Source organism: Streptomyces sp. NPDC047014, from assembly GCF_040644195.1.
In the GTDB taxonomy this organism is placed as follows: Bacteria; Actinomycetota; Actinomycetes; order Streptomycetales; family Streptomycetaceae; genus Streptomyces.
The window spans coordinates 1-15166 of the sequence record NZ_JBEYVX010000042.1; the positions used below are offsets into that span (position 1 = coordinate 1).

Here is a 15166-nt window from a genome sequence, read left to right on the forward strand (position 1 = left end):
GCCAGTTGCCGCCGGGGGTGAGGACCTCCACGGCGATGAGGCGGTCGCAGGCGAAGCCGGTGGGGGTGGCGGCGGCGAAGTTGTTGCACCGACCGGTGTGCGACGGGGAAGTCGAAGTAGGTGTCGGGGAACGGCTCCGGCTTGTAGGTGAAGTGCCACCACTCCTCGGGCAGGTTGACGAAGCCCTCGGCCGCCAGGGCCGATCTCAGGCGCTGGCGGTTGGCGCGCTGCGCCCCCTGGATCCGCGGATCGTCGGTGTGCGAGAGGGTGTCGAAGCAGTCGAAGCCCGTGCCCATGTCCACGGAGTTGTCGGGGTGGCGCTGCTCCCGCGGCGCGTAGCAGGGCGCCGACTCCTGCCCGGGCCGCGGCCGGGGCGCCGGGATCGCAGGCAGCCGTACGAGCGTCACGTCCAGGGTGCTGCCCCGGCTGTGGCCCGACTTCGCGGCGATATAACCGTCCTCGAACAGCCGGGACTTGTCGACGCGCGGATAGAACTCCGCCTTCCGCCGCTCGTCCCCCAGGTCCTCGGCCCAGCGTACGAAGTGGTCCACGGCCCGCTGCGGCCGGTAGCAGTCGTACACCTTGAGCGAGTAGCCCTGCCGCAGCAGCCCGGTCTGGACGCGGTGCAGGGCCTCGGCGGCCGGGCGGGTCAGGATGCAGACGGGCTGCCGGTAGCCGTCGATGGGGTCGCCGACGAAGTTGTGCGCGCGTACGTAGCGCATCTCCTGGAGGATCGTCGGGTCCACGGAGGCCAGGGACATGAAGGCGCGTGGCGCCTTCGGCTCGGGGGCTCGCGTGTCCGCCCCGGCGGTGGCGGCCGGGGCGAGCGTCAGGGTGGTGGTGGCCGCGAGGGTCAGGGCGAGCCGGGCCCTGCGCGGCGGTAAGGGCGGGGAAACGTTCATGCGGGCGGTCCTCCAGAGGTGCGCTAGGGGCAGGTGTGCGCCGCCCACCCTGCCATCAGCCGGCGAACGCCGTGTGCGGCTCGTGGTGGACCGGGCAGTGGCGGTGCCGGAAACCGCCGGTGACCCTGGACGCGCCCGCGAGATGCGGATGGCCGGGCTCCAGGCCGGTGTGCACATGCTCCGCCGGGTCCGGTTCCACGGCGGGCCACAGCCGGGCCGCCGCCAGGGCCGCCCCGGCCGCGATCAGGCCCAGGGCGATCACGGCGGCCACCAGCCCGGCCGTGGCGCCGAGCCAGCCCGCCAGGGGATAGGTCAGCAGCCAGCAGGCGTGGGACAGCGAGAACTGGGCGGCGAACGCCCGGCTGCGCTCCTCGGGCAGCGCCGAACGGCGGACCACCCGGCCGGTCGGGGTGAGCACCATCGAGCAGGCCGCTCCGAAGGCCGCCCAGGCCACCAGCAGCGCCGGCCACCGCCAGCCGCCCCCGGCGGAGGAAGTGAGCACGCCGAGGGCGCCGAACACCAGCGACAGGGCCGCCGCCCCGCGCAGCATCACCGTACGGTCGGAGACCCGGGCGAGCACCCGGGGCAGGGCCAGGGCCACGGCCATCGAGCCCGCGCCGTAGGCGCCGAGGGCGAAGGCGACATCGCCGGCGCCGCGCGCCAGGTGGCCCCGTACGTAGACCACGGTGTTGACGGTGACCATCGCGCTCGCGGCGGCGACCGCCAGGTTCAGGCAGAGCAGCGCGCGTAGCCGGGGCACCGCGAGGAACAGGCGGCTGCCCGCGGTGGCCCTGGCGTAGACCCCGCCGGGCTCGCGGCGGGCCGGGGCGGGCTTGGGCAGCGCGGCGGCGGCGACGAGCACGGCCGAGGCGAGGAAGCCGCCGACGGTCCCGAGGAAGAGCCGGTCGTAGCTCAGGAAGGTGAGCAGGGCGGCCGCCAGGGCCGGGCTGAACAGGCTCTCCAGGTCGTAGGCGAGCCGGGACAGGGACAGCGCCCGGGTGTAGTCGCGCTCCTCGGGCAGCAGTTCGGGGATGACGGCCTGGAAGGTGGGAGTGAAGGCGGCCGAGGCGGCCTGGAGGGCGAAGATCAGGACGTAGACCTGCCAGACCTCGCCGACGAACGGCAGGGAGAGGGCGACGGCGGCGCGCACCAGGTCCGAGCCGATCATCAGGGCCCGGCGGGGCAGGCGGTCGGCCAGGGCGCCGACCAGGGGCGCGATGCCGACGTAGGCCACCATCTTGATCGCCAGCGCGGTGCCCAGGACGGATCCGGCGCGGGCCCCGGCGATGTCGTAGGCGAGGAGGCCGAGGGCGACCGTCGCGAGGCCGGTGCCGGTCAGGGCGACGAGCTGGGCGCCGAAGAGGCGCCGGTAGGTGCGGTTGCGCAGGACCGAGAGCATGCGCGCACATCCTTTGCGGGCGGAGCTGCGGGGGCGGTGCTGCCTGGGTCGGCCTCTCCACAGTACATACATGTGCGCATGTGTGCACATGATGGCCGGATATCCGGCCGGGACACCCCGCGCGACTTAGGCTGTGTCCATGCCCGTCAGCGAATCGGTCCCACCTGCACGCGATACGCACCTGGAGGCGCCCGACGACGCCCGCCTCCAAGAGGCCGCGGCGGTGTTCGGCATGCTCTCGGACCCCACCCGGCTTCATCTGCTGTGGCTGCTGGCGCAGCGGGAGTCCGACGTGGGCTCGCTCACCGAGCACTGCGCCGCCTCGCGGACGGCGGTCAGCCAGCACCTGGCCAAGCTGCGGCTCGCCGGGCTGGTGGAGACCCGCCGGGACGGCCGCCACGTGCACTACCGGCTGCGCGACGGCCATCTGCGCCGCCTGGTCCTGGAGGCGCTGAGCCACGCAGACCACCGGATCACGGGCGAGGCGCCGCACGACTGAACGGCCGACGGACCGGCTGCCGGCCGGTCGCCGGCCCGGACGGTGGTCCGGGCCGGGGTGCGGTCCCGTCGCAGCCCTGGATGGCCGAACCGCACCCCGGCGCCCGGCACCTACCCGCCCGCGCGCGGATCATGGCCGCGGGCGGACGTGGGACCGGTCTCAGTCGAGGACCGCGACGGCCTCGACCTCCACCAGGTGCTCGGGGACGTCCAGCGCCGCGACTCCCAGCATGGCGGCCGGGGGGACCGGGGCGCCGCCGAGCCGCGCACCGGCCCGCGCGATGCCCTCCAGGAGCTGCGGCATCTTGTCGGGGGTCCAGTCGACGACGTGGAGGTTCAGCTTGGCCACGTCGTCGAAGGAGGCCCCGGCGGCGGCCAGCGCGGTCGCGACGTTCAGATAGCAGCGCTCGACCTGCGCCGCGAGATCCCCCGCGCCGACGGTGGCGCCGTCGGCGTCCCAGGAGACCTGCCCGGCGACGAAGACCAGCCGGGAGCCGGTCGCGACCGACACCTGCCGGTAGGCGTCGATCTCCGGCAGTCCGCCGGGGTTCATCAGGGTGATGGCCATGTGTGTGCCCGCCTCTTCCGTGGCTCTCTTGTGGTTACTCAGGAACCGTAGGAGAGTGAGGGCCGACCTGGAAGAACGCACTTTTCGGTAACGGAGGAACCCCATGGTGACCCAGCAGGTCAGGGCTGGAAACGGGGCGGACGAGGCGGACGGGGTGGACAGGGTGAACGAGGCAGACGACGCGGACGAGGCGGATGTGACGCGGGCGGACTCGCTGGCGCGCGAGATCTTCTCGGACATCGCCAACAAATGGGCCCTGCTGATCATCGAAGCGGTGGGCGACGGCACCCTGCGGTTCAGCGAGCTGCGTGACGCGGTCGAGGGCATCAGCCACAAGATGCTCACGCAGAACCTCCGCATGCTGGAACGCAACGGCCTGATCCTGCGCGAGGTGCACCCCACCGTCCCGCCGCGCGTCGAGTACACCCTGACGGAGCCCGGCCGCGCCCTGCGGGTGACCATCGACGGCATGTGCGACTGGACCCACCGCCACCTCGGCCACATCGAGTCGGCCCGCCACACCTTCGACGCCTGAGGCAGGGGCGGCCCGGGCGCGCCCTACCCGGTGAGCCCGGCCGCGTAGGCGGCGAGGGAGTCCGCGGTGTCGCCCGCCCAGCCCACATGCCCGTCCGGGCGGATCAGGAACAGCCCGTCGCCGTACGCCTCGTACGAGGGGATGCGTACGGTACGGACACCCGCGCGCCCGGGAAGCACCGGCAGCCCGGCGGCCCCCGGCAGCTCCGGCCCCGCCGGGCCCGTGCCCACCGCGAGCAGCGTCCAGTGCGTGCCCCGGAACTCCTCGAAGAGCCGCACGCCGCCGCGGATCCCGTCCGGCGCGCGGTCCCCGGCCCGCAGCGCGCCCTCGGGCAGGGCCTCGCGGCTCTCCACCGCGAGCGCGGAGTCCCGGTAGCCGATGCCGAGCTGCCGGGTGGCGTCGCCGCGCCGGGTCTCGCCGCGGTGGATGCGGGTGGACAGGCCGAGCATCCCGGCGGCGACCGGCATGCGCTCCTCCTCGTACGAGTCGAGCAGCGCGGGGCGGGCGCCGCCGCGCAGGACGGCCGCCAGCTTCCAGCCCAGGTTGTAGGCGTCCTGCACGCTGGTGTTGAGGCCCTGCCCGCCGGCGGGGGAGTGCACGTGCGCGCTGTCCCCGGCGAGGAAGACGCGGCCCTCGCGGAACCGGGCGGCCATCGCCGCCCGCGGCCGGAAGTCCGAGGCCCAGCGGACCTCGGTCAGGTCCTCGGGTGCGAGGTGCGAGCGCGCGGCCACCACCCGGCGGATCCCGTCCGGCGAGAGGTCCGGCGTGACTCCTTCCGCGAACTGCGCCACCACCTGGAACTCCTCCGTCCCGGCCAGCGGGCAGATGGCGAGATAGCCCTGGTCGCCGGTCGGCGGGAAGATGTGCCAGTGGTCGCGGTCCAGGCCGCCGATACGGACGTCCGCGACGAGCATCGGATGCGGGTCGACCGGTTCGCCGGTCATCCCGATGCCCAGGGCGCGCCGCACGGTGGACCGGCCGCCGTCGGCCGCCACCACGTACCGCGCGCGGACCGGCGCCCCGGCCGCGAACGCGACCGTCACCCCTTCCGCGTCCTGCGCGACCCCGGTCACCTCGCGGCCGAAGGAGATCGCGCCGCCCAGCTCCGCGAGCCGCGCCGCCAGGATCTCCTGGGTGCGCCACTGGGGCAGCATCCAGGGCCCCGCGTACGGGGCGCCCTCGTCGGCCGGGATGTCGTCGGACATCCGGTGCTCCCCGGCGCGGACGCCGTCCTGCCAGATCATCCCGACCGGGTACGGACCCCCGGCTGCCAGCACCGCGTCGAGCACGCCCAGATCCTCCAGCACCTCCAGGGTGCGGGGCTGGAGTCCCTTGCCGCGGGAGCCGGGGAAGAGGGCGCCGGCCCGCTCGACGACGAGGGCGGTGACCCCGTGCCGGGCGAGATCCACGGCGAGGGCCAGGCCGGTGGGACCGGCGCCGACGACGAGCACGTCGGTCTGCTGGAAGGGGAGGTTCAAGGCAAATCTCCTTAACGTCGTTAAGTTGAGTGGCCCGGCCAGGGTGCATTTAACGGTGTTAAACTGTCAAGCGTGGTGACCCGGAAACCTCCCAAACTCGACAAAAAGCAGGCCGTCGACACCGCGCTGCGGCTGCTGAACGACGTCGGCCTCGACGGGCTGACCCTGCGGGCCATCGCCAAGGAGCTGGACGTCCAGGCCCCGGCCCTCTACTGGCATTTCAAGAACAAGCGCGAACTGCTCGACGAGATGGCCACCGAGATGTACCGGCGGATGGTCGCCGGTCAGCGGATCGCCCCCGGCGCCACCTGGCAGGAGCGGCTGACGCTCACCGGTACGGGGCTGCGCGCAGCCCTGCTCGGCTACCGCGACGGCGCCAAGGTCTACAGCGGCTCCCGCTTCACCGGCATCGAGCACGCGGTCCAACTGGAGGAGCAGCTGCGGGCGTTGACTGCCGCCGGCTTCGACCTCGGCCAGGCGGTACGGGCCCTGAACACCACCTACCTGTTCACGCTGGGCTTCGTCACCGAGGAGCAGGGGATCGAACCGCTGCCGGGCGACCGCCGCGAGGGCTTCGACGTGGAGGAACGGGCCGCGCGCATGGCGGAGTTCCCGCTCGCGGCGGCCGCGGGGGCGCAGCTGTTCCAGGACCAGGCGGCCGGATTCGAGGAGGGTCTGCGGCTGCTCATCGCGGGGATCGAGGCGCGGTACGGGATGGTGTGAGGGCGCGCGCCCGGCGCGTGCGGGGCGTGCGGGGCGCGGGGGAGCGCATTCGAGTAGAAGATCAATTCGAATGCGCCCCCTGGGGTGACGGGCCCGGGTCCAAGATCGTCGCATTGCTAGCGTCCTGGCCGTGACTCACTTCATGCAGTCCGGCGCCGAGCCGGACACCTTCGTGCTGCCCCCGCCCGGCCCGGCGAGCGAATCGTTTCGTCCGGTCCTGCTCGACCCGGCACACCCCGCCGGGGCCGCCGCCCTGGCCGCCCTCCGGGACTCCGCCCAGCTGCGCGAGGTCCACGACCGCATCGAGGAGCAGGCCGCCGAACTGGTCCGCTGCCTGTCCCCCGAGCGGCACTTCGGGCCCGGATCGCTGGAGCGGGCCGTCGCCGAGGTCACCGGCGGGCGCCCGGACATCCACGGCCGGTGGGCCTGGTACCCGTGGTCGGGCCGTCTGGTCCACCTCCTGCCCGAGGAGCAGTTCCGGCTGGTCCGCACCGACCGCAACCGCGACAAGATCACCCGCGAGCAGCAGCAGGGCCTGCTGCGCCGCCGGGTGGGCGTCATCGGCCTGTCCGTCGGCAGCAGCGCCGCGCTGACCTGCGCCATGGAAGGCGTCGGCGGGGCCTTCCGGCTGGCCGACTTCGACCGGCTCAGCCTGTCGAACCTCAACCGGCTGCGGGCCGGCGTGCATGAACTGGGCCTGGAGAAGACCGTGCTGTGCGCCCGCCGCATGTACGAGCTGGACCCCTACCTGGACATCGAGATCCACCGCGGCGGGGTCACCGAGGAGAACATCGCAGCCTTCTTCGGGGACACGGACGAGGACGAGCGCGGAGGCTCCGGCCTGGACCTGCTCATCGAGGAGTGCGACACCCCGTGGGTGAAGGTCGCCGCCCGCGAACACGCCCGCCGCCACCGCGTGCCCGTGCTCATGGACACCAACGACCGCGGTCTGCTCGACATCGAGCGCTACGACACCGAACCCGGCCGGCCCCTCTTCCACGGCCGTATCGGTGACACCACCGCCGCCGACGTGCAGGGCCTCGACCAGGAGGAGGCCGTCCGCTTCCTGTTGCGCGTCGTCGACGCGGAGCAGCTGAGCCCCGCCATGACCGACGCCCTCACCCGCATCGGCCGCACCCTCTCCAGCTGGCCGCAGCTCGCCAGCGGCGTCATGCTCGGCGCCGCCCTGGTCACCGACACCGCCCGCCGCATCCTGCTCGGCGAAGCGCTGCCCTCCGGCCGCCACCGCATCGACCTCGACGCCCTGCTGCCCGCCCGCGCACCCCTGCCCGTACAGCCCGTACAGCCCGTCCCGCAGGGAGCCGGCCGGTGAACCGCGTACCCGAACTGCGCGGCCGGTACCTCCGGCTGCGGGAGCTGCGCGCGGGCGACCACGAGCCCTTCGCGCGGATCCTCACCCACCGCGTCCTGACCCGCTTCCTCGGCGTGGACCGCATGGACGAGGGCCAGGCCCACGACAGCTTCGCCCGCGCCCTCGCCCAGCCCCACGCGCACCCGCGCCGCCGGTACACCCTCGCCGTCTGCGCCCCCGACGACGACGCCTTCCTCGGCACCATGGGGCTGCTCCTGGAGGACTACGGCAGCAACGCCATGCTCACCAGCCTGGTGCTGCTCCCCGGATCCCCCGTACGCGGCCACGGGCACGAGGCCGGACGGCTGCTGATGGCCTACGGCTTCGGGCACCTGGGCCTGCACCGCATCTGGGCCGGGCACCGCAGCGACCACCACTTCATGCCGCCGGTGATGCACGCGGCCGGGCTGCGCCCCGAGGCCACCCTGCGCCAGCTGTTCAGTACCCAGGGCTGCTGGCACGACGTCACCACCTATGCGGCCGTGGCTCCCGAGTGGAAGCTCCAGGCCAGTGAGGGCGAGCTGGCGATCCTCGACGGGCCGCGCCCCCTCGAACGGGTCTGACCGGCCGGGCTCCGGCTCAGGCGAGGCGGAAGGTCGTGACCACGGCGGCATGGTCCGAGGGCCAGTCGTTCGCGGCGACATCCGGCCAGGGGGAGATGCGGCCGGTGGCCAGTGCGGCGGAGTCCAGGACGGTCAGCCGGGAGCCCGCGTGCAGCACGTAGTCGATGCGGTCCTGCGGCTCGGGGCGGCCGCTGCCGTCCTCGTGCCTCGGGTGCACGGGGGACCAGGTGGTGCCCGGGGCGGCCACCGGGTCGGGGTGCGCCTCGCGGTAGGAATCGCGCAGCCCGGCCCGCTCCACGGCGCGGGACACCGGCCAGTCCACCGGGCCGTGCCCACCGTGCGCGGGGGCGGCCGCCGCGGTCCAGTCCAGGTGCGAGGGGGCGTTGAAGTCGCCCACGAGCAGCACCGGCGTACGGTCGGCGGCGGCCAGGTCCGGTGCCATCGCGGCCAGGATCCCCTCGATCTCGTCCACGCGGCCCGACTCCCGCTCGCGGGCCAGGAGTCCGGGCTCGGACAGGCCGTCGAAGCAGGCGTCGTAGGGGCCGTACGGGGTGTAGTTGAGGTGGGCCGTCCACAGCACCAGCTCCTGCGGGGTGCCGTCGGGATGCTCGTCCAGGCGGATCCGGGCGCCGGTCGCCCCGTAAAAACCGACCTCGGGATCGCCCAGGGCGGCGACCACGGGACAGCGGCTCAGGATCGCGAGGTTGTCCCCGGCGCGGTGGTGGAACCAGCCGAGCGCGGCGGCCAGTTCGGGGGCGGCGAGCCCGGCGGTCTCCTGGAGGCCGACGATGTCGACGTCCGCGCCGAGGAGTACGGCCAGCTGCTTGTCGCGGTGGTTGTCGACATGGCTGCCGCCCTGCCAGAGGTTCCAGCTCATCACCCGTACGCGCTCCAGCGCGGGCCCGTCGGCCGCCGCGACGGGGATGCGCACGGTCAGGTGGGCCGTGGCGCCCCGGGCATCGGTGACGGCCACGACGGCGGTGGCGTCCGGGGCTCCGGTTCCGGCTGCGGTTCCGGCCACCGGGACACCGGAGAGGCGGCCGTCGGCGTGCACGGTGAGCCAGTCGGGGCCCTCGGCCGCGGTGAAGGCCACGGGCGCGGTGGCGCCCCGTACCAGCCCCGACACATCGGCGCGGAAGGCGCGGCCCGCGCGGGCACGGGCGGTGGTGAGCGCGGGGACGAGGAACCGCGGGCCCGGCGCGGCGGGGACCAGGGCCCGCAGCCGGTCCGGGGTGGCCTGTTCGAGGGAGTCCAGCACGGTACGGCCCGGCGCCGGGTCGATCGGGGTGAGCGAGGGCACGGCGAGCACCTGGCAGCCGGCTGCTTCGGCCGAGGCCACACCCGTCGGGGTGTCCTCCACGGCCACGCAGGCGGCGGGCGGCACGCGCAGGGCGCGGCAGGCGGCGAGGTAGGGGTCCGGGTTCGGCTTGGTGAGGGCGGTGTCGTCGGCCGTGACGGTCACGGTGAACCCGCCGTGGCCCGCGGCGGCCAGCGCGGACACCACGGTGTCGGCGACCTCGCGCGGCGAGGCGGTCACGAGCGCGGTGGGCACCCCCTCGGCGCGCAGCGCCCCCAGCAGCGCGAGCGCCCCCGGTCGCGGCACGACCCGGGTCCGGACCCGCGCGGCGAAGGCCCGGTGGAGCTCGGCGGCGATCCCCGCCACGGGGGCGCCGGTGCGCGCGGCGAGGAACCCGGCGGTGTGCTCGACGGCACGCCCCAGCACCTCGGGCTGGTCCCCGGCGAGCAGCCCGTACCCGAGCCCCGCGGCCGTCTCGGCGACGGTGTCCCACCACAGCTGCTCGGTGTCGACGAGGGTCCCGTCCATGTCGAACAGCACGGCTTGCAGGTCCGCCGGGGCGGAGGAGGGGATCACGAGGGGTCTCTTTCCCATACGAATACGGATGCGGACACAGATGCGAAGACGGATACGGATACGGACGCGGCCGGGATCAGGACCGGCGCTGGGAGATCAGGACCGGGCGGTCCGGGAGGGTGAGGCGGGCCGGGGTGCCCGGCGGGAGCAGGGCGGCCTCGTGGGTGGGGAGGTCGGCCTTGACCTCCGTACCGTCCGGCAGGGCCACCGTCACGCGCACGGTGGCGCCCAGGAAGGAGGCGGCCACGACCCGGTCCGGCCCGGACCCGTCGGCCTCGACACGGACCGACTCCGGCCGTACGAGCACATCCACCTCGCCGCCGTCACCCGCCGCCTCCGGGAGCGGTCCGTCGACCGGCAGCCGCCGCCCCAGGACCTCCACCGTCGCGTCTGCGGTCCGCAGCCGGCCCGGGATGCGGCTCATGGTGCCGACGAACTCGGCGACGAAGGCCGTGGCCGGGCGCGCGTACAGCTCCGCCGGAGCCGCGCACTGCTCCAGCCGCCCCGCCCGCATGACCGCCACCCGGTCGGCCATGGACAGGGCCTCCTCCTGGTCGTGCGTGATGAAGAGCGTGGTGATGCCCAGCTCCTGCTGGAGGCGGCGGATCTCCTCGCGCAGCGTCAGGCGGACCTTCGCGTCCAGCGCGGACAGCGGCTCGTCCAGCAGCAGCACGCGCGGCCGCAGGGCGAGCGCGCGGGCCAGGGCGATGCGCTGCTGCTGGCCGCCGGAGAGCTGGTGGGGGAAGCGGCCGCCCTTGTCGGCCAGGCCGACCAGCTCCAGGAGTTCGGCGGCCCGCTCCCGCCGCGCGGCCGTCCGCACTCCCCGCATGCGCAGCCCGAAGGCCACATTGTCCAGGGCGTCCAGGTGCGGGAAGAGGCTGTAGGACTGGAAGACCATGCCCGCGTCCCGGCGGTGCGCCGGTACGGCGGTGACGTCCTGGCCGTCGACCAGGATCTCGCCGGAGTCGGGGTGCTCGAAGCCCGCCAGCATGCGCAGCGCCGTGGTCTTGCCGCAGCCGGACGGGCCGAGCAGGGCCAGCAGTTCGCCCGGCCGGACCGTCAGGTCCAGCCCGTCGAGGGCGACGGTGGTGCCGAAGGACCGGCTCAGACCGCGCAGTTCGACGGTGGCCGCGCCGGACCGGGCGGAGGGGGAGGCGGCCGGGCCCGGGACGGAGGCGGCGGTGAGGGAGCTCATGAGGGGTGTCATTTCCGGTCGGTGGTCGGGGAGGGGGTGCGGCGCCGGCCGAAGCCCGCCAGGGCGAGCAGCAGCAGCCAGGTCACCAGCAGGCTCATCACGGAGACGGCCACGGACATCTGCGCCTGCGAGCCGCTGATGTTGACGATCCAGACGGCGAACGGCCGGAACCCGAGCAGCTGGGCGGTGGTGAACTCGCCCAGCACCAGGGCGAGCGTGAGGAACGCGGCGTTCAGCAGCGCCCCGCGCAGATTCGGCAGGACCGCCCGGAGCAGCGCGCCCGGCAGGCTCGCGCCGCAGCTGCGGGCCGCCTCCACGAGGGTGCGTACGTCCAGGGCGCGCAGCCCCGCGTCCAGGGCCCGGTACACGAACGGCAGTGCCATCACCGTGTACGCGAGGACGAGCACGAAGGGGAAACCGGGGTCCTGGACGGCTACGAAGGTCTGGAAGAGCGGGGTCCGGGACAGGTGCTCGGGGCCCCACTTGAGGACGGTGCCGATCCCGGCGACGAAGGCGATCGGCGGCACGACCAGCGGCAGCGAGCAGACCACCTCGACCACGGGCCGCAGCCGGGGCGCGCCCAGCCGCAGCGCCACCATGGCCGGGACCATGAGGAGCAGGACCAGCGCGATGGTCGCGGCGGAGAGCCCCAGGGAGAGCAGCAGGCTGGGGAGGAAGCCCTCGGTGCCGAGGATCCGGGTGTAGGCGTCGAGGTTGAGGCCGCGGCCGGGCACGTCCACGGTGAAGACCACGGACGCGGCGAGCGGCAGCAGGAAGTACAGGGCCGCGAGGGCCAGTACGAGGGCGCGCCAGGGGGCGGCGGCCGGGGTCAGGCGAGCCATCGGGCGCTCCGTCGTTGCAGGGGCAGGTAGACCGCCATCACCAGGCCCGCGACGAGGACCATGTCCAGGCTGAGGGCGAGGGCGACGTTCTCCTGCCCGATCAGCACATTGCCGGAGATCGCGTCGGCGATCTGGAGGGTGACCAGCGGGACGGAGCTGCCGACCATCGCCGCGGCGGTGGCGTACGCGGCGAAGGCGCTGCCGAAGAGGAGCACGAGGCCGCCGAGCAGGGAGGGGGCCAGCACGGGCAGGGCCACGTGCCGCCAGTACTGGCGCGGGGTCGCGCCGTTGTTCTGGGCGGCCTCCCGCCACTGGACGCGCAGGCCCTCCAGGGCGGGGGTGATGGTGAGGACCATGAGGGGGACGAGGAAGTACAGGTAGACGAGGACCAGGCCCCAGAAGCTGTAGAGGCTCCAGCCGGTGTCGGCCAGGCCCAGCGCCCGGGTCAGGACGCCGGAGTTGCCGAGGGTGGCGACGAAGGCGAAGGCGAGGGGGACCCCGCCGAAGTTGGCGAGGACGCCGGAGGCGGTCAGGACGGCCTCGCGCAGGCCCCGTAGCGGGGAGCTGACGACGGCCTGCGCGAGGAGCAGGCCGAGCAGGGCCGCGAGGACCGCGGAGGTCGCGGACAGCTTCACGCTGCCGAGGAGGGCGGTGAGGTAGGCGCCCTGCCAGGAGGCGGTCAGGTTGCCGAGGCCGTACGCGTCGGCTCCGGTGGCCGGATCCGTGACGGTGAAGGCGCCGTTCAGCATGGCGACGGCGGGCAGGCCGAAGGCGATCGCGGTGAACAGCAGCAGCGGGAGCACGGCGAGCGCGCCGGAGCGGCGGCCCCGCCGCCCGGTCCGGGCGGCGGGTGCGGCGGGTGCGGTGGATGCGGCGGGCGGGGTGGGGCCCGCCGGGGCGGCGGCCGCGGGTGCGGCGGCCGCCGTAGGGGGAGGGGTCATGTCCGTGGTCGTGTCCGTGGTCGTCGGGGGCGTCTGGGGAGTCGGCGGAGTCGGGGGTGTGCGGGGGTGTGCGGGCCGTCGGCGGTCAGCCGGCGACCGCCTTGCCCCAGCTCTGGGACAGCACGCCCTTGGCCTTGGTCTGCTGGGTCTCCGTCGGGAAGGCGGGGGTGCCGCTGACCTGCGGGAGCTTCGCGGCGGCGGCCTTGTCGAGGGTGCCGGCCTGCTCCATCGCGGGCATCAGCACGGGGCGGGCGTAGCCCTTGAGCCAGAGGTTCTGGCCCTCGGCGCTGTACAGCCACTCCTGCCACAGCCGGGCGGCGGCCGGGTGCGGGGCGTCCTTGTTGATGGCCTGGGCGTAGAACTGCGCGTACTTGCCGTCCTCGGGGACGGACACCTTCCAGTCGACGCCCTTGCCCTTGAACTGCTCGGCGTAGCCGGAGTTCAGGTAGTCCCAGTCGATGCTGATGGGCGTCTCGCCCTTCTCGACGGTGGCCGGGGTGGACTCGACGGGGGTGAAGTTGCCGTTCTTCTTCAGCTGCCCGAAGAAGTCGATGCCGGGCTGGATGTCGTCCAGGGAGCCGCCGTTGGCGAGGGCGGCCGCGTAGACACCGCCGAAGGCGGAGCCCGACTTGGTCGGGTTGCCGTTCAGGGCCACCTGGCCGCGGTACTCGGGCTTGAGGAGGTCCTTGAAGGTGGTGGGGCAGTTCTTGACCCGGGCCGCGTCGCAGCCGATGGACACGTAGCCGCCGTAGTCGTTGTACCAGCGGGCCTGGTCGTCCCGCTGCGCCGACGGGATGTCGCCGTACGCGGCCACCTTGTAGGGGGCGAACAGGCCCTGCTGGGCGCCGCTGACGGCGAAGGAGGTGCCGAGGTCGAGCACGTCGGGGGCGCGGTCCTGGCCCTTGCGGCCGGTGACGGCGTTGATCTCGTCCTGGCTGCTGCCGTCGGGGTTCTCCACCTCGACCTTGATCCCGTACTTCTGGGTGAACCCGTCGATGAGGGCGCCGTAGTTGGCCCAGTCCCGGGGCAGCGCCATCGCGTTCAGCACGCCCTCCTTCTTCGCGGCCGCGACGAGCGCGTCGAGCCCGCCGAACTCCTCGGCGGAGGTCGCGGTGGCCGCGTCCTTGCCGCCCGCCGCGGCGACGGCCTGGTCGGGGGCGGCTCCGCAGGCGGTGAGGGTGAGGGCGGCGACGACGGCGAGGCAGCCGGCAAGGGCGGCGGTTCTCGGCAGGGACACGGTCTCTCCTGGGAGGTTGCGCACGGGGTGCGCGGCGAGGGTGGGAAGGCAACTTGTCTGAACAAGTTGGCCTCAGTAGGCCCGCCATCCATGACCGTCCGGTGAACGCGGGGCGACTGTTTCCGGCCAATAACCTGGACACTTCTTCCTCGCTTCGCACCGCGCCGCCCTGCGCCTACGCTGTACGCGACACGCCCCCGGCGCACAGCCGGCACGTACGACGAGCAACCAGGAACAGGAGCGCTGCCGATGACGGCCCGGCACGAGGAGATCGCCGAGGAACTGCGCCGGGCGATCGACCGCGAGGAGTACGCGGTGGGGGCCCTCCTGCCCGCCGAGACGGAGCTGGCCGCCCGCTTCGGCGTCTCCCGCGGCACCGTCCGCCAGGCGGTCCTGACCCTGACCGCCGAGGGCCTGATCGGATCCCGCCAGGGCGCCCGTCGCGTGGTGCTCGCCAGCCGCCGCAGCCAGAGCTTCGCCGAGCTGCGCAGCTTCGCCCAGTGGGCCGCCGCCATGGGCCGCACGGCGACCGGCCGGGTGGTCTCCGCCGGGTACCGGCCGGCCACCGGCCGGGACGCCATGCGGCTCCAGGTCGAGCCGGGCACGCCCGTGCTGCACGTACTGCGCGTCCGGGGCCTCGACAGCGAGCCCGTCCTGCTGGAGCGCACCGTCTACGCCGACTGGATCGCTCCCGCCGTCGAGCGCATCGAACCGGACTGCCCCTCGGTGACCCAGCGCCTCCTGGACGACACCGGACTGGTCTTCGCGTACGGGGAGCACCTCATCGACGCCGTCGCGGCGGGCGCCCGGGACGCCGAACTGCTGGAGGTCCGGCGCACCAGCCCGCTGCTGCGCGTCCGCCGGATGACCACCACCCGCGAGGGCCGCCCCGTGGAGTGGTCCGACGACCGCTACCGCTCCGACGCCGTCAGTTTCAGCGTCCACAACTCGATCGGCAGCAACGCCCTGGCCCGCCGCACCGGCCCCGCCCTGATCTGACCGGCCCCCTCCGGGGCAGCCCGCGTCCGACGCGCCCCGCT

15 protein-coding genes are annotated in these 15166 nt (G+C 74.0%); 6 read left to right on the forward strand and 9 right to left on the reverse strand.

All coding sequences use genetic code 11. From position 1 onward, the window contains the following. Together ABZ873_RS21690 and ABZ873_RS21695 are read right to left on the reverse strand one after the other, a co-directional pair. A partial coding sequence (locus tag ABZ873_RS21690; protein WP_360874469.1) for a M15 family metallopeptidase occupies positions 1–902 on the reverse strand: 902 nt, incomplete at its 3' end. 55 nt (positions 903–957) lie between these two features. Beyond that, positions 958–2301, reverse strand: a complete 1344-nt coding sequence (locus tag ABZ873_RS21695) for an MFS transporter (protein WP_360874471.1) — start codon at positions 2299–2301, stop codon at positions 958–960. 139 nt (positions 2302–2440) lie between these two features. On the opposite strand from ABZ873_RS21695, the gene ABZ873_RS21700 reads away from it, so the two are divergent. After that, complete coding sequence (locus ABZ873_RS21700; RefSeq protein WP_360874474.1) at positions 2441–2800, forward strand: metalloregulator ArsR/SmtB family transcription factor; 360 nt, start codon at positions 2441–2443, stop codon at positions 2798–2800. A gap of 159 nt (positions 2801–2959) precedes the next feature. On the opposite strand, the gene ABZ873_RS21705 is transcribed toward ABZ873_RS21700, so the two are convergent. Further along, positions 2960–3367, reverse strand: coding sequence for a RidA family protein (locus ABZ873_RS21705; protein WP_360874477.1), 408 nt, complete (start codon positions 3365–3367; stop codon positions 2960–2962). A gap of 103 nt (positions 3368–3470) precedes the next feature. Here ABZ873_RS21705 and ABZ873_RS21710 point away from each other — a divergent pair, with 103 nt between their 5' ends. Next, a complete protein-coding gene (locus ABZ873_RS21710; RefSeq protein ID WP_360874481.1) occupies positions 3471–3902 on the forward strand; it encodes a helix-turn-helix domain-containing protein in 432 nt (143 codons plus the stop codon). A 23-nt stretch (positions 3903–3925) separates the two neighbouring features. Here the strand turns inward: ABZ873_RS21710 and ABZ873_RS21715 are convergent, their stop codons facing one another. Beyond that, positions 3926–5380: an FAD-dependent monooxygenase gene (locus ABZ873_RS21715; protein ID WP_360874483.1), complete on the reverse strand. Its 1455-nt coding sequence runs from the start codon at positions 5378–5380 to the stop codon at positions 3926–3928. Positions 5381–5452: 72 nt separating this feature from the next. On the opposite strand from ABZ873_RS21715, the gene ABZ873_RS21720 reads away from it, so the two are divergent. The 3 genes from ABZ873_RS21720 (at position 5453) to ABZ873_RS21730 (ending at position 8038) form a co-directional block, all read left to right on the forward strand. Then, positions 5453–6103 carry a TetR/AcrR family transcriptional regulator C-terminal domain-containing protein gene (locus tag ABZ873_RS21720; RefSeq protein ID WP_360874486.1) on the forward strand — a complete coding sequence of 217 codons (651 nt, stop codon included), beginning with the start codon at positions 5453–5455 and terminating at the stop codon, positions 6101–6103. A gap of 130 nt (positions 6104–6233) precedes the next feature. Beyond that, a complete protein-coding gene (locus ABZ873_RS21725; protein WP_360874489.1) occupies positions 6234–7436 on the forward strand; it encodes a ThiF family adenylyltransferase in 1203 nt (400 codons plus the stop codon). Next, positions 7433–8038: a GNAT family protein gene (locus ABZ873_RS21730; protein WP_360874492.1), complete on the forward strand. Its 606-nt coding sequence runs from the start codon at positions 7433–7435 to the stop codon at positions 8036–8038. The genes ABZ873_RS21725 and ABZ873_RS21730 overlap by 4 nt, the downstream gene beginning before the upstream one ends. 16 nt (positions 8039–8054) lie before the next feature. On the opposite strand, the gene ABZ873_RS21735 is transcribed toward ABZ873_RS21730, so the two are convergent. From ABZ873_RS21735 to ABZ873_RS21755, 5 genes are all read right to left on the reverse strand, one after another. Beyond that, positions 8055–9929 (reverse strand): HAD-IA family hydrolase, encoded by a 1875-nt coding sequence (locus tag ABZ873_RS21735; RefSeq protein ID WP_360874496.1) that lies wholly within the window; start codon positions 9927–9929, stop codon positions 8055–8057. 58 nt (positions 9930–9987) lie between these two features. Further along, a complete protein-coding gene (locus tag ABZ873_RS21740) occupies positions 9988–11106 on the reverse strand; it encodes an ABC transporter ATP-binding protein (protein ID WP_360874499.1) in 1119 nt (372 codons plus the stop codon). 8 nt (positions 11107–11114) lie between these two features. Continuing rightward, a complete protein-coding gene (locus ABZ873_RS21745; RefSeq protein WP_360874502.1) occupies positions 11115–11948 on the reverse strand; it encodes an ABC transporter permease subunit in 834 nt (277 codons plus the stop codon). After that, positions 11936–12889, reverse strand: a complete 954-nt coding sequence (locus tag ABZ873_RS21750; RefSeq protein ID WP_360874505.1) for an ABC transporter permease subunit — start codon at positions 12887–12889, stop codon at positions 11936–11938. The genes ABZ873_RS21745 and ABZ873_RS21750 overlap by 13 nt, the downstream gene beginning before the upstream one ends. An 85-nt stretch (positions 12890–12974) precedes the next feature. Beyond that, entirely contained in the window at positions 12975–14120 is a 1146-nt protein-coding gene (locus ABZ873_RS21755) for an extracellular solute-binding protein (protein WP_360874602.1), read from the reverse strand. A gap of 255 nt (positions 14121–14375) precedes the next feature. Here ABZ873_RS21755 and ABZ873_RS21760 point away from each other — a divergent pair, with 255 nt between their 5' ends. Further along, positions 14376–15125, forward strand: coding sequence for a GntR family transcriptional regulator (locus ABZ873_RS21760; RefSeq protein ID WP_360874507.1), 750 nt, complete (start codon positions 14376–14378; stop codon positions 15123–15125). Positions 15126–15166 lie beyond the last annotated feature (41 nt).